The organism is Bradyrhizobium sp. B120 (assembly GCF_049075665.1).
Classification (GTDB): Bacteria; Pseudomonadota; Alphaproteobacteria; order Rhizobiales; family Xanthobacteraceae; genus Bradyrhizobium.
The window spans coordinates 5,444,583-5,457,720 of the sequence record NZ_CP185242.1; the positions used below are offsets into that span (position 1 = coordinate 5,444,583).

General features: G+C 63.1%; 12 protein-coding genes, 1 tRNA gene and 2 riboswitches. Of the genes, 8 read left to right on the forward strand and 5 right to left on the reverse strand.

Annotation, left to right across the window (positions count from 1 at the left end; all coding sequences use genetic code 11):
- Nucleotides 1–246 precede the first annotated feature (246 nt).
- Nucleotides 247–1,260, reverse strand: coding sequence for a LacI family DNA-binding transcriptional regulator (locus ACOIX3_RS25245; RefSeq protein ID WP_420964745.1), 1,014 nt, complete (start codon nt 1,258–1,260; stop codon nt 247–249).
- A 124-nt stretch (nt 1,261–1,384) separates the two neighbouring features.
- Between ACOIX3_RS25245 and ACOIX3_RS25250 the strand changes: the two genes are divergently transcribed.
- Genes ACOIX3_RS25250 through ACOIX3_RS25265 form a run of 4 tightly spaced genes read left to right on the forward strand, consistent with a single transcriptional unit; the run spans nt 1,385 to nt 5,004 of the window.
- The gene (locus tag ACOIX3_RS25250; protein ID WP_420964746.1) at nt 1,385–2,287 is read left to right on the forward strand and encodes a dioxygenase; all 903 of its coding nucleotides are present in this window, start codon (nt 1,385–1,387) and stop codon (nt 2,285–2,287) included.
- Between the two features lie 8 nt (nt 2,288–2,295).
- Nucleotides 2,296–3,051 (forward strand): SDR family NAD(P)-dependent oxidoreductase, encoded by a 756-nt coding sequence (locus ACOIX3_RS25255; RefSeq protein WP_420964747.1) that lies wholly within the window; start codon nt 2,296–2,298, stop codon nt 3,049–3,051.
- A 12-nt stretch (nt 3,052–3,063) separates the two neighbouring features.
- Nucleotides 3,064–3,972: a 3-keto-5-aminohexanoate cleavage protein gene (locus ACOIX3_RS25260; RefSeq protein ID WP_420964748.1), complete on the forward strand. Its 909-nt coding sequence runs from the start codon at nt 3,064–3,066 to the stop codon at nt 3,970–3,972.
- Between the two features lie 9 nt (nt 3,973–3,981).
- Complete coding sequence (locus ACOIX3_RS25265) at nt 3,982–5,004, forward strand: quinone oxidoreductase family protein (protein WP_420964749.1); 1,023 nt, start codon at nt 3,982–3,984, stop codon at nt 5,002–5,004.
- A gap of 91 nt (nt 5,005–5,095) precedes the next feature.
- Here the strand turns inward: ACOIX3_RS25265 and ACOIX3_RS25270 are convergent, their stop codons facing one another.
- Nucleotides 5,096–5,878, reverse strand: coding sequence for an alpha/beta hydrolase (locus ACOIX3_RS25270; RefSeq protein ID WP_420964750.1), 783 nt, complete (start codon nt 5,876–5,878; stop codon nt 5,096–5,098).
- 147 nt (nt 5,879–6,025) lie between these two features.
- Between ACOIX3_RS25270 and ACOIX3_RS25275 the strand changes: the two genes are divergently transcribed.
- On the forward strand, nt 6,026–6,472 hold the full coding sequence (locus tag ACOIX3_RS25275) for a MarR family winged helix-turn-helix transcriptional regulator (protein ID WP_420964751.1): 447 nt from the start codon (nt 6,026–6,028) through the stop codon (nt 6,470–6,472).
- A gap of 183 nt (nt 6,473–6,655) precedes the next feature.
- Nucleotides 6,656–6,742 (forward strand) — tRNA-Leu (locus ACOIX3_RS25280).
- 18 nt (nt 6,743–6,760) lie between these two features.
- Here the strand turns inward: ACOIX3_RS25280 and ACOIX3_RS25285 are convergent.
- Together ACOIX3_RS25285 and ACOIX3_RS25290 are read right to left on the reverse strand one after the other, a co-directional pair.
- Complete coding sequence (locus ACOIX3_RS25285) at nt 6,761–8,698, reverse strand: phospholipase D-like domain-containing protein (protein WP_420964752.1); 1,938 nt, start codon at nt 8,696–8,698, stop codon at nt 6,761–6,763.
- Between the two features lie 123 nt (nt 8,699–8,821).
- On the reverse strand, nt 8,822–9,109 hold the full coding sequence (locus ACOIX3_RS25290) for a PilZ domain-containing protein (RefSeq protein ID WP_420964753.1): 288 nt from the start codon (nt 9,107–9,109) through the stop codon (nt 8,822–8,824).
- A 281-nt stretch (nt 9,110–9,390) separates the two neighbouring features.
- On the opposite strand from ACOIX3_RS25290, the gene ACOIX3_RS25295 reads away from it, so the two are divergent.
- On the forward strand, nt 9,391–9,705 hold the full coding sequence (locus tag ACOIX3_RS25295) for a hypothetical protein (protein WP_420964754.1): 315 nt from the start codon (nt 9,391–9,393) through the stop codon (nt 9,703–9,705).
- Nucleotides 9,706–9,789: 84 nt separating this feature from the next.
- Here the strand turns inward: ACOIX3_RS25295 and ACOIX3_RS25300 are convergent, their stop codons facing one another.
- Nucleotides 9,790–11,409, reverse strand: coding sequence for an ABC transporter substrate-binding protein (locus ACOIX3_RS25300; protein ID WP_420964755.1), 1,620 nt, complete (start codon nt 11,407–11,409; stop codon nt 9,790–9,792).
- Between the two features lie 269 nt (nt 11,410–11,678).
- Here ACOIX3_RS25300 and ACOIX3_RS25305 point away from each other — a divergent pair, with 269 nt between their 5' ends.
- Nucleotides 11,679–12,809 (forward strand): M20/M25/M40 family metallo-hydrolase, encoded by a 1,131-nt coding sequence (locus ACOIX3_RS25305; RefSeq protein WP_420964756.1) that lies wholly within the window; start codon nt 11,679–11,681, stop codon nt 12,807–12,809.
- A 91-nt stretch (nt 12,810–12,900) separates the two neighbouring features.
- Nucleotides 12,901–13,006, forward strand: a riboswitch (glycine riboswitch).
- Between the two features lie 3 nt (nt 13,007–13,009).
- Nucleotides 13,010–13,124, forward strand: a riboswitch (glycine riboswitch).
- Nucleotides 13,125–13,138 lie beyond the last annotated feature (14 nt).

The following is a 13,138-nucleotide window of genomic DNA, read 5'->3' on the forward strand; positions in this document are numbered from 1 at the left end:
GTGTCCTGCCGAGCGCGCCCTGGTTTGTCCTTGCGATCCTGGGCTTCAAATCGTGGCCACCGGTCACCCCTCGCAACAACATCAAGCATCCCAGGATGGGAGATCGCGGCTCTGACATACCGTATCAAGGAGTTGAAGACGTGCGCCCTGCATCTTCGAAAGTTTGTTCTGATGCGTGCGCTCGGATCGGCATCAACGTCGTTCACTCAGCCGGCCCGCGACCGAAGGCGAGCAGCGGGCAGATATCTAAGCTGGCGGTTGCGTGGATTTCCTGACGACCAGCTCAGGAGGAAGTACGACGTGCCGGATCTCGGCCGACCCGCTCTGGAGCATATCGATCAGCATTCTGGCGGCGATCCGCCCCATCTCGCGGTGCTCGATGCGCACGGTGGTGAGCGGCGGCGAGACGACATCCACGAGTGGCATGTCGTTGTGGCCGACGAGCGAGACATCCTCCGGGCACCGCAGGTGCCGCTCCTTCAGGGCGTCCAGCGCACCGATCGCCAGCAGGTCGTTCGCGGCAACGATCGCAGTCACCCGATGCGGCCCGCCGACGAGATACGTCGCCGCCAGCGCGCCGCCTTCGCGCGTGTATCCCGCGGCTTCGCGTACGACACCGGTCAATCCGTGCCGCGCCATCGCGCGCGCGAAGCCATCACGCCGCAGCGCGCCGGTTGATGTCGACAGCGGCCCTGCGATATGCGCAATGCGGCGGTGTCCGATCTCGACGAGATGATCGACGGCAAGGCGCATTCCCATTTCGTCGTCCGAGACGACTGAGGAGACGCGATCGCGCGCTTCGGATCGGTTGACCAGGATCACGGGAACGCCGCGCCGGATACAGAAACCGACGAGTTCGTCATCCTGCGAAACCGTCGCCAGGATCAGACCGTCGACCCGCTGGCTGAGCAGTCGCTCGACAAAGGAGATCTGCTGCGACGATACATTCCCGGCGTCCGCGACGATCGGCGCGTAGCCTTCCGCGGAGAGAACCTCCGTAATGCCGCCAAGGATCGGAGCGAACACCGGATTGGTGATGTCGGGCAGCAGCACACCGACGAGATCGGATCGCCCCAGTCGCAGGTTGGCGGCCAGCCGGTTCGTTTGGTAGCCCAGCGCCTCCGCTTGGGCGGAGATCCTCTTGGCGACATCGTCCGCGACCAAATGCCGTTTCTTGGGATCGAGGGCCCGCGACACGGTCGATGGATGAACGCCAACGGCGTCCGCGATCTGCTTGATTGTCGTGACAGGTCGATTCACCCAGCGATTCCTGCTGCTTAGCTCGTTTGCAAAATGATCATAGCGGCTCCCTTGACTCGTTGCAATCGATTGCAATATCTCATGCAAACGATTGCAACCTGAACAACCGATTGGAAGCACACCGATGTCTCACGGCATTATCGAGAAGCTCGAGGACGTGACGCCGACCGTGTTGCGGGCGATGGCGTCGACCGACAATGCGCGGCTCCGAACGGTGATGGAAGCCTTCGTCAGGCACCTCCATGCCTTCGCCCGCGAGGTGAAACTCACCGAGGCGGAATACGATCTCGGCATCGATTTCCTGAATCGGATCGGACAGGCCACCCACGACAGCCACAACGAGGGCATCCTGTTCGCGGATGCGACCGGCTTCTCGACGCTGGTCTGCCTGCTGAACAACGGCAACGCCGGTGCGACCGAAACCGCGGCAGCATTGCTGGGCCCGTTCTGGCGGGCCAATTCTCCCAAAACAGAGAACGGAGCATCGATCGTTCGTTCTGCGACACCCGGCCCCGAACTCTTCGTCGCGTGCGAAGTCGTCGACATCGCGGGCAAGCCCCTCGCCAATGTCGAGGTCGACGTCTGGCAATCCTCGCCGGTCGGCCTCTACGAGAACCAGGACGAAACGCAGGCCGACATGAACCTGCGCGGCAAGTTCACCACCGACGCCGCGGGTCGGTTCTCATTCAGATCGGTCAAGCCCGCCGGCTATCCCGTGCCGACCGACGGCCCGGTTGGCGACATGCTGCGCGCCCAGAACAGGCATCCCTACCGGCCGGCACACATGCACTTCCTGGGCTTCAAGCCCGGCTACAAGACGCTGGTCACGCAGGTCTTCGTCGACCACGACGAACACCTGGACAGCGACGTGGTGTTCGGGGTGACGCGCGCGCTGGTCGGCGATTATCGCCGGCATGACGACGGCGATCCACCGGCGCCCGGGGTCCGCGCTCCCTGGTACGCGCTGAACTATCGCTTCACCATGGAAAATGGTGAAGCGATCCTCCCCAAGCCACCGATCAAGTGAGGCTGACGATGAATCAATCCATGAAGGACAAGGTCGTGCTCGTCGTGGGCGGGGCCGGCAGCATCGGAGCCGTGACCGCCAAGCGCTTCGCCGAACTCGGTGCCCGCATCGCAATCAGCCACCGCGACGCTCCGGACGAAGCCGCCGCCGCGGCAACGGTGGTGCAATCCTTGCCTGGAGATGGCCACGCCGCGTTGATCGCCGACGTCGCACAGACCGCAACACTGACGGCGCTGCGCGCCGAGATCGAGCGGCGCTTCGGCCGGCTCGACATCCTCGTCAACGCCGCCGGCTTTACCAAGCCGGTGCCTCACGCCGATCTCGACGCGCTGGACGACGACCTGATTGACCGGATGTTCGCGGTCAACTGGCGCGGACAATTTGCGGCGATCCGCACCTTCGCTCCGCTGCTGAAGGCATCCGGTGACGGCCTCGTCGTTTCGATATCATCGATCGCGGGCACCAACGGGATCGGTTCCTCGATTGCCTATTGTGCCGTCAAGGCCGGCATCGACGTGATGACGAAATCGCTGGCTCGCGTGCTGGCCCCCGAGGTGCGGGTGCTCGCGGTCGCACCCGGCGTGGTCGACACCGGCTTCGTTCCGGGGCGCGGCGCGGACTTCAATGCCAAGACCGCGACGACGACACCGCTGAAGCGGATTGCGACCGCAGAGGACATCGCCTCGGCCATTCTCGCCTGCGCAACCCAACTCGGCTTCGCGACCGGAACGACTTTCGTCGTCGACGGCGGCCGCTCGCTCTGAAGGAACAAGTCTATGCGATCTCCCCGCGAAAAGGTCATCATCACCTGCGCCGTCACCGGCAACCTGACGACACCCGAGCAGACCCCTCATCTTCCCATCACGCCGGCGCAGATCGCAGACGCCTGTCTCTACGCCGCCGATGCCGGCGCCGCCATCGTCCACATCCACGTTCGCGACCCGCTGACCGGCCGACCCTCGATGCTGCTCGACCACTATGTCGACGTCGTCGAGCGTATCCGCGCGCGCAACCCCGCGTTGATCCTCAACATTACGACCGGACCGGGCGGACGCTTTGTTCCATCCAGGGACGATCCGAAGGTGGCCGCCGAAGGCACGACGCTGACGGCGCCGGAGAAGCGGGTCGAGCACATCGCCGTGCTGCGACCGGACATCTGCACGCTCGATCTCAACACCATGAACTCCGGAGGCGAGGTCGTGATCAATACGCCGGCGAACGTTCGCCGGATGGCGAAAGTGATCGCAGACGCCGGCGTCAAGCCGGAGATCGAACTGTTCGATTCCGGCGACATCGCCCTGATGCGCGATCTGCTGGCCGACGGCTCCCTGCAAGGGCCGGTGCTGTGTTCCTTCGTGATGGGCGTTCGTTACGGCTTTCAGCCTGCCCCGGAAACCGTATTGTACGCGCGCGGCCTGCTGCCGTCGGACGCGGAGTTCACCGCGGTCGGCATCGGCAAGGCCGCATTCACAACGGTTGCACAATCCTATCTTGCGGGCGGTCACGTGCGGATCGGCCTGGAAGATGCGGTCTATCTCACGCGTGGCCAGCTCGCGACCTCCAACGCGGAAATGGTCACAAAGGCGCGCCGCATCGTCGAGGATCTCGGAGGCGCGATCGCGACGATCGAGGACAGCAGGCGGATCGTCGGCCTGCCCTCGCCCACGAAGACAATCAAGGCTTAGGAGCGAGCTATGAATGCCATCACCGGATCGGGGACCGATGTCGTGATCGAGGCGACCTGCGTGCGGCTCAATGCCAAGGCCGCCGATGCGGCGGCGATCGCGCCGTCCATCGAGAAACATTCGCTCACGCGGCAACCGCACGAAGTCGTGGTTGCGATCGAAGCTGCGGGCGTCAATCCGTCGGACGTCAAGGCCGCCACGGGATTGATGCCCTATGCGGTGTTCCCAAGAACTCCGGGCCGCGATTTTTCCGGGCGGGTGGTCGAAGGGCCGGACGCATTGATCGGAAAAGCCGTGTTCGGCTCGTCCGGCGATCTTGGAATCCGCCGCGACGGTACGCACGCCAGCCATGTCGTCGTCGAAGCCGCGGCCCTGGTCGAAAAGCCGGACGGCATTTCAATGGATGAGGCTGCAGGGATCGGCGTACCGTTCGTGACAGCCATCGAAGGCTTTCGGCGAGCCGGCGCGCCGAGACCCGGTGAACATGTCCTCGTCATGGGCGTCAACGGCAAAGTCGGGCAGGCTGCGGTCCAGCTTGCGACCTGGCAAGGCGCCAAGGTGATCGGCGTGGTGCGCAAGGACGAACCCTACGAAGGCCACGCCGACGCCCCGATCGAGATCATCAATTCCGCGACGGCCGACGTCGCGGAACGTGTGCGCGAACTGACCGGCGGCCACGGAGCCGATATCGTCTTCAATACGGTCGGTGATCCCTATTTCGACGATGCGCATCATTCGCTTGCAAAGGCCGGGCGGCAGATCCTGATTGCGACGACCAACCAGACGGTCAAATTCAACATCCTGGAATTCTATCGCGGACGGCACACGTATGTCGGCGTCGACACCCTCGCGTTTTCCACGATCGAAAGCGCAGAGCTGTTGCGCAGCGTGCTACCAGGGTTTTCCGGCGGCTTCCTGCGCCCCTATCCGATCATCCCGTCCTCGATCTACCCGCTTGCCGAGACGAAGGCGGCCTACACCGCCGTGATCGGATCATCGCGCAACCGCGTCGTACTGCGACCGGGAGCCTGATCATGAATGTCGTTCGCTTCGGCGAGGCGCCCGCCTACGCAAGCTCCCCGACCGCGGGCGCGATCGGGGAGCTCGGTCACGGATGGCTGCGTCACTTCTGCTTGTCGCCGACGCCCTTGGCGGCTTGCTCGATGACCTTTGCCACGGCCTCCGGCTTCGAGACATACACGGCGTGGCTGCCGGCCTGATCGACGGTCTTGGCACCGGCGCGCTTCGCCATCATCCGCTGCGCATCGACCGGGATCATCTTGTCGTTGGTCGCCACCAGGTACCAGCTCGGCTTGCTCTTCCAGGCCGGCGCGGTCACCTCGCCATTCAAGGCGGCGACACCCCAGGGCACCTGCGAGTCAGCCATGAATGCCGCGACATCGGGCTTCACATCGGCTGCGAACGCGGCGGCGAACTTCGCGTGATCGAGCGACAGGAAGCCGTCCTTCGGCGGCAGGATCGGCGGCACCGGCGCGCCGGGAGGAGGATTGGCGATCAGCTTGCCGACCGATTCACCCTGGTCGGGCGCGAACGCCGTGATGTAGACCAGCCCCGCGACCTTCGGATCGGTGCCCGCCTCGGTGACGACGACGCCGCCATAGGAATGACCGACCAGAATGACATTGCCGTCGGCGCCGGCGATGGCACGCTTGGTGACGGCGACGTCGTCCGCCAGCGAGGTGGTCGGGTTCTGGACGATGCTGACCTTGTAGCCATCCTTCTTCAGGACCTTGTAGACGCCTTCCCATCCCGAACCGTCGACGAAACCGCCGTGGACGAGGACGATCGACTTGACCGGGGCGGACTGGGCCTGGGCCGCGGGGATCGTTGCGGTGGCGAGGCCCAGCGACGCTGCGGCGGCGAGCAATTTGGTGACAACAGACATTGAAGTTCTCCTGGATGTTTATTTCGCGATAATCTTTATCGCGATAATCATCGTATAGCTGCCCTCGATTTGCTTGTCCAGATATTTTTTATCGCGATAATGATTTTTGTGGTATGCTGGAGAAACCACATCGAAAGGGCCCCTCCCATGCCGAATCCGGGACCAATTCCGCTGGATAGCCAGCTTTGCTTCTCGCTTTACGGGACGACCATTGCGATCAACCGTGCCTACAAGCCCCTGCTCGACGGCCTCGGCCTCACCTATCCGCAATACCTCGTTCTCAGCGTGCTTTGGGAAAAGGACGGACAGATGATTTCCGCGATCGCCGACCGGCTCGCCCTCGAGCCCAGCACCATCACGCCACTGGTCAAGCGGCTCGAAAGCGCCGGCTTCGTGGTGCGCCGGCGCAGTGTGGAGGATGAACGGCAGGTCGGCGTCCATCTGACCGACAGCGGCAAGGCGATGCAATCGCGCACCGGCTGCCTGACCGACACCTTGCTGGAGCGGTCCGGCCTGACGGTCGACGAAATCATCTCACTCAACAAGCGCGTCCAGGCGCTTCGCAACGCGTTGACGAAATCAGGAACGGGCTGACGGACAAACCGCGCCGTTCAGTCCTGCGATACGCTATCCCGGCGTTTGCCCGGCTGGCGACGAAGAGCTAGAAGATGCGCCCGCCGGGATTTTGTCCGGAACAGAACGAAGCCAGATTTGGAAAACCGCCGAGGGATTTTGGAAAACTTCTCGGTCTAGATTGCGAAAACTCAATAGAATCATGCGGACGTGGCGGAACTGGTAGACGCAAGGGACTTAAAATCCCTCGACGGCAACGTCATGTGGGTTCGAGTCCCACCGCCCGCACCAGCCTGTTGCGCACCGCTCTTACTTCTTGGCCTTAGCCTTTTTTGGCTTGGCCTTCTTTGCCTTCGTCTTCTTCGTCGTCTTGGCCTTGGTTTTCTTGGCCTTTGCGGCCTTAGCCGGCTTCCTCGCCTTCTTCGCCGATTTCTTGGCTGACGTCTTGGCGACCTTCTTGGCCGATTTCTTCGGAGCTTTCTTGGAGGTCTTCTTGACGGCTGTCTTCGTTGACGCCCCGGCAGCCGCGCTGGGCTGTTGCGCCGCGCCGCCACCGCCTCCGCTGCCCGTCGCGCGCGGCGGCACCGGCTCCTCCATCCAGAAATCCAGTTCCTGCTCCTTGCCGCCGCCCGGCTTCCAGCCGTCGAGCGAATAGATCTGATCCGGATTGCCGCCGCTGCCGAGATAGCCGCGCCAGGAATAGTGGTCGTAGACGCCGTTGATGTGCAGCGCATAGGCCTGGGCAAGCTGCTTGTTGCCGCGGATGATCACGAGATTCTCGTCATTCTTCTCGGAGGCGGCGACCGAGAAATTGTGCGATCCGGTGATGACGGCGCAATTGTCGGAGAACGGATCGATCACGATGGTCTTGGAGTGAACGATCGCAATCATTCCCGCGTTGCGGATCTGCTGGACGCTGAATTCGACGTCGGCCCATGAGGGTTCGTTGGTCGCGCTCACGCCATGCGGCAGCTGGACGTCGTCATGAAAGGATTGCTGCGGCGCGCCCGATTTGACGACCTCCCCGCCGACCGAAACGATGTTGCCGTTCTTGCTGGGCATCATGGTCGACACTACGCCGCGGACATAGATGTCGTTCTGCTGTGCGCGGTCCAGCAGGGAATCCAGCAGCGGCGATTGACCCGGCATGAACATCAGGAAGAGCGCGCCGCCCTTGGCGTTCTTGATCAGGTCCAGCACCGGCTTGAACTCGGCCTCGCCGTTGGTCGCGGCGAAGAAGACCGAAATGTTGCTGTCGCTGGTCGGACTGGAATTCGACGTCTTGAGCGCCGGCGGCATGGCATTGCCCGCGGCGACCAGCTTGCCCCACTGATCGAGGTAGCGCTTGGCGATCACCGCATTCTCGATGATCAGCACGTTGTTGAGCTGCGTGCACAGCCCGGTGGTGGTCCAGTTGGTGCTGCCGGTCAGCACGCGGATGGCGTTGCCATGCGCGTCGCTCTCGACCACGAACTTGTTGTGGACGCTGGGCGACGACCTGCCCGCATTCGACAGATCGCGATGCTTGACGGTCAGGCCGGCGCCGCTGAGCTCGCCCGCGATGTTCGGCTTGGTCGCACTGCCATTACCGAGCAGGACGTTGCCGCGGCTGCCGAACGGTTTCAGCGCGCCGACCAGCTCCTCGTCATTCATCTCGTAGATGGCGGCATGGACCTGGCTGCCGCGGAGATCGGCATCGTGCAGGAAGGCCAGGATCTCGTGCAGGGCGTCGCCTGAAAGGTAGCGGCGCGCCTGGTTGGCCGGGTCGGACAGGCCCTTGACGAAATTGCGCAGCGAGTCGTCTGAGGTATCGCCCTTCACGAAGCGGCTGACGATCTGCGACATCAGGGTGCCGCGGTTGAAATAGGCCGACAAGCCGCCGCCCGCATCGCCCGAAGCGACCGCCGGCGTCGTCCAGGCCGACACCGAGGCGGCATCGGGCGTGAACGTCCCGTTCGCGCCGCCCTTCATCGCGGTGACGCGATACGAGACATTCTCGGTGTCGACGACGCTGTGATCGGTCCAGATGCAGCGCCGGAACGGCGATTGCGTCGAGGAGATGCCGGCGTCCGCGACCGGCTTCTGGCCCGGCTTCGGCGGAATGCGGTTGGACAGCACGGTCGTCTGCTGCGTGATGTTGTTGCGCCGCTCGAGCTGGAAACCGACCCAGTCGTTGGACCAGGTGTCCGGCTGCCAGGCGATCAGGATATCATCGGCGTTCGCGTAGGCCTTGACATTGATGGTCATCACAATTTCCCCGAGGCTGGGTATCGGCCCGGCGGACAATACCGCGGTAACCTTGGGTAGTTTGTGAAATAGACGACAACTGTTCGTGCAAATCGGCGCGGCGCGCCGGCCTGGCGTCGAGCCTTACTCGAACGCCAGTCCGAGCCGCTTCTGCTTCTTCCATGCGATGCGGCACGGCCACCGCCGGCCGTCGGCGGCGAGGGTGAAGCGGTCGGGAAACCACAGCGGCGAGATCACTTCGATGCAGGCGCCCTGAGGCGAGAGATTCCGGACCGTGCAGGCGATCACTTCATTGCCGAACTCGATCGCTCCCGACTTGAGGACGCGGCGGCGTGCGCCGGCACGGCGCTGCTCGGTCGGCATTGGCTGTTGCGCGCTGGCCGGTGCGGGCCTGCTAAGGTCGTCGGCCATGGGCCCGTCACGGGTGGTACACAGACTGGCGGTCAGGTTACGATGCAATACTAACGGGAACCTTAAGGCCGCCGCTATCCAAATTGGTATGCCACGCGCCCGCCCACGGCTTGAGCAGGCAGCCGGGGCATCACGATGCCTGCATCACCTCATCGTGTTTTGCGGGTGTGGCAGGGTTCACATGCCGCGATCGCCGCGTGGTGTAGTGTCGTCGCATTGGAAATTCCGGCCGCACATTTCGCGGCCCTCAGATTTCGAGATCAATGAGTTGGAGATAGGCGATGACGATTGCGGATCGCAATCGGATTGCCGGTCGCAATCAGATTGTCGGCAATACCGCGCCCGATCATGGCGCTTCCGCCCTTGAGCACGGCGACGACGCGGCTCATTGCAGCAACGGGCTCAACGCACAGAGATTCTTCGATGCGACACCCAACGAGCGCGCGATCTACCGGCGCTGGATTCGCAGCGCGATCGTGCTGTGCGGATTGTTGGCGTTTGCCGCGGGAGCGATGGTCTGGATGAACGGCGACGGCGTCGGACAGACCCAGCTCACGAGCCTGTCGAGCACGAGCAACGCGAAATCAGGCCACTAGATTAGCCGCCGTCGCGGAGCGACGGCGCGAAACGAAAATGGCCGGGACAGGTCCCGGCCATTTGTGTTGCGTGAAGCCTGAAGCCTACTCGGACTTGTCGATATTCCAGAAGATCGGCGTTGCCGGACCATCGAGCACACCGGACAGCGACTTACGCCAGGCGCTCGGACCCTGATACTGACCGAGCGGAATGTAGATGACCTGCTCGTAGGCTTCCTTCTGGATATCGGCCGCGATCTTCTTCTGCTCGTCGAGCGACGGCGCGCGAACGAAGGCGTCCTTCAGCTTTTCGATCTTCGGATCGTCGGCCCAGCCGAACCATCCGCCATTCTTGCCCTGGCCGCCGATCGAGAGGTTGGCGATCGGGTTGGAGACGTCGGCACTGACCCAGTTGGTGAAGAACATGTTCCAGCCGCCATCCTTCGGCGCCTTCTGGCTGGCGCGGCGGGTCACCACGGTCTGCCAGTCGGTAGCCTGCAGGTCGACCTTGAAGCCGGCGTCGCGCAGTTGCTGGGCGACAACAACCGGCTGCGCCTTGAGCGTGGTGACGTCGCCCGGCGCCATGATGACGACGGGCGTGCCATCATAGCCGGACTCGGCAAGCGCCTTCTTGGCGGCCGCCATGTCGCCGCCCTTCAACAAGGTCTCGCCGCCGACCTCGGACGCGAACGGCGTATCGCAGATGAAGAAGGAGACGCAGGTCTTGTAATACTTGGGATTGCCGACCAGCGCGTCGAGCACCTGCTTCTGGTTGATCGCCATCAGCGCCGCCTGGCGAACCTTGATGTTGTCGAACGGCGGATAGAGGAAGTTCATGCGGCCGAGCGTCTGGAAGCCGAACTTGTTCAGCGTTTCGACCTTCAGGTCCTTGTCGCCTTCCAGGATCGACAACGTGTCGAACGACGGGTTCTCCAGGAAATCGATGTCGCCGGACTGCAGCGCGTTCATCGCCGTCTGCGCGTCGGCCATCGTCACCCACTCGACGCGGTCAACCTTCACGACCTTGCCGCCCGCGGTCCAGCTCGCCGGCTCCTTGCGCGGCACGTAGTCCGTGTTCTTGACATAGACCGCCTTCACGCCCGGCTGGAATTCGGCCTGAACGAATTTGAACGGACCCGAGCCGATCTGCTCCGGGATCGGCTTGTCGGGCGGGGTTTCGGCCAGCCGCTTCGGCATCATGAAGGCAACGCGCGACGACGGCTTGCCGATCGAATCCAGCACCAGGCCGTAGGGCTCCTTCAGCTTCAGCGTAATCGTCTTCGCATCGGTGGCCTCTAGGCTCGCCGTGAAGTCCATCAGCTTCTGGCCCATGCCGTCGACCTTGGCCCAGCGCTTCAGCGAAGCGACGCAATCTTCCGCGGTCACCGGCGTTCCATCGTGCCACTTCAGGCCGTCGCGCAGCGTGAACGTGTAAGTGAGCTTGTCATCGGACACCTTCCAGTCCGCCATCTGCGGCTGGATCTTGAAGTTGGAGTCGGTCGCGACCAGCGTGTCGTAGACCATGTAGCCATGGTCTCGCGTGATATAGGCGGTGGTCAGGATCGGATCGATGACGCGCAGATCCGAATGCATCACCGCGGTGATGGTCTTGCCCGCGGCCATGGCCTGCGGCGCAAAGGACAATTCCTGCGGCGCGAACGACAGCGCGAGCGCCGTCAACGCAGCCGCTAGCGTGCGGTGCTTCCAACGCGAGATAGGGAACATGCAATTTCTCCTGACGTGTAACTGGTCAAAGCCGGCTTATTCGTTATGCATGCGGTTCGTTATTTAAGCGAACTAACATGCTGTATGGCTTGTGAAATCGAGACTTGCATCAAGCGCAATGCGCGTCAATCGGTTTTGGGCAGGATCAAACGTATACGAACGAATGAGCGGCAGGTGCAGCGCATTTGACTTTACAAACTCGTCTTCCGAGCTTTTCGTACGGCACGCGAACGCGTATCGGCGCGCACAAACAACAAGAGAGAAAAGACATGAACCCCGCCAATCTTCCTTTTGATTCCGAAGCGATGCTGCAGGGGCTGCGCAGCTGGGTGGAATGCGAGAGCCCGACATGGGATGCGGCCGCAGTCGAGCGCATGCTCGACCTCGCGGCGCGCGAGATGGCGGTCATGGGTGCGACGATCGAACGCATCGCGGGACGCCAGGGCTTCGCCGGCTGCGTCCGTGCCCGTTTTCCCCATCCGAAACAAGGCCAGCCCGGCATCCTGATCGCCGGCCATCTGGACACCGTGCACCCGGTCGGCACCATCGAAAAGCTGGCGTGGCGGCGCGAGGGCAACAAGTGCTTCGGGCCCGGTATCTTCGACATGAAGGGCGGCAACTATCTGTCGATCGAGGCGATCCGGCAGTTGGCACGCGCGTCGTTTACGACGCCGCTGCCGATCACGGTGCTGTTCACGCCCGATGAAGAGGTCGGCACGCCGTCGACGCGCGACATCATCGAGGCGGAAGCCGCGCGCAACAAATACGTGCTGGTGCCCGAGCCCGGCCGGCCGAACAACGGCGTCGTCACCGGCCGCTACGCCATCGCGCGCTTCAATCTGGAAGCTGTCGGCAAGCCGAGCCATGCCGGCGCGACGTTGTCCTCCGGCCGTTCCGCGATCCGCGAAATGGCCCGGCAAATCATTGCCATCGACGGCATGACCACCGAAGACTGCACCTTCTCGGTCGGCATCGTGCATGGCGGGCAATGGGTCAATTGCGTCGCGACGACCTGCACCGGCGAAGCGCTCAGCATGGCCAAGCGCCAGGCCGATCTCGACCGCGGCGTCGAGCGCATGCTGGCGCTGTCGGGCACGGCAAATGACGTGACATTCAAGGTGACGCGCGGCGTCACTCGCCCGGTGTGGGAGCCGGATGCGGGCACCATGGCGCTCTATGAAAAGGCAAAGCGTCTCGCCGCCGATATGGGTCTTGATTTGCCGCACGGCAGCGCCGGCGGCGGCTCTGACGGCAACTTCACCGGCGCGATGGGTATCCCCACCCTCGATGGCCTCGGCGTACGGGGCGCCGACGCCCACACTTTGAACGAACATATCGAAGTCGAGAGCCTCGCCGAGCGCGGCCGCCTGATGGCGGCACTACTGGCGACGCTCGATTAACTCGATTTGCACTGCACAACACGTTGGCACTGCCGGACCGAAATTTAGCCTTGTCCAATTTTTTGGCTTCGCCTACGGTCCGGCCGTCCAACGCGACGATGCGGGAGAGATCGAAGCGACAACATTCGTGTTGTTGTTTCGGCGCCGACGGAGCAACCGCCCCGGAAACTCTCAGGCAAAAGGACTGTATCGTCAGGACGATCTGGAGAGAGACGGCATGGCCAAATGGAAACGGCCATGACGTCCACCGAAGGGGATAGTCTGCTTTTGGGCCGAGGCCCGATGCGGATCAAGCTCTCAGGTACCGTGACAGATGGGGCGTCGAAGCT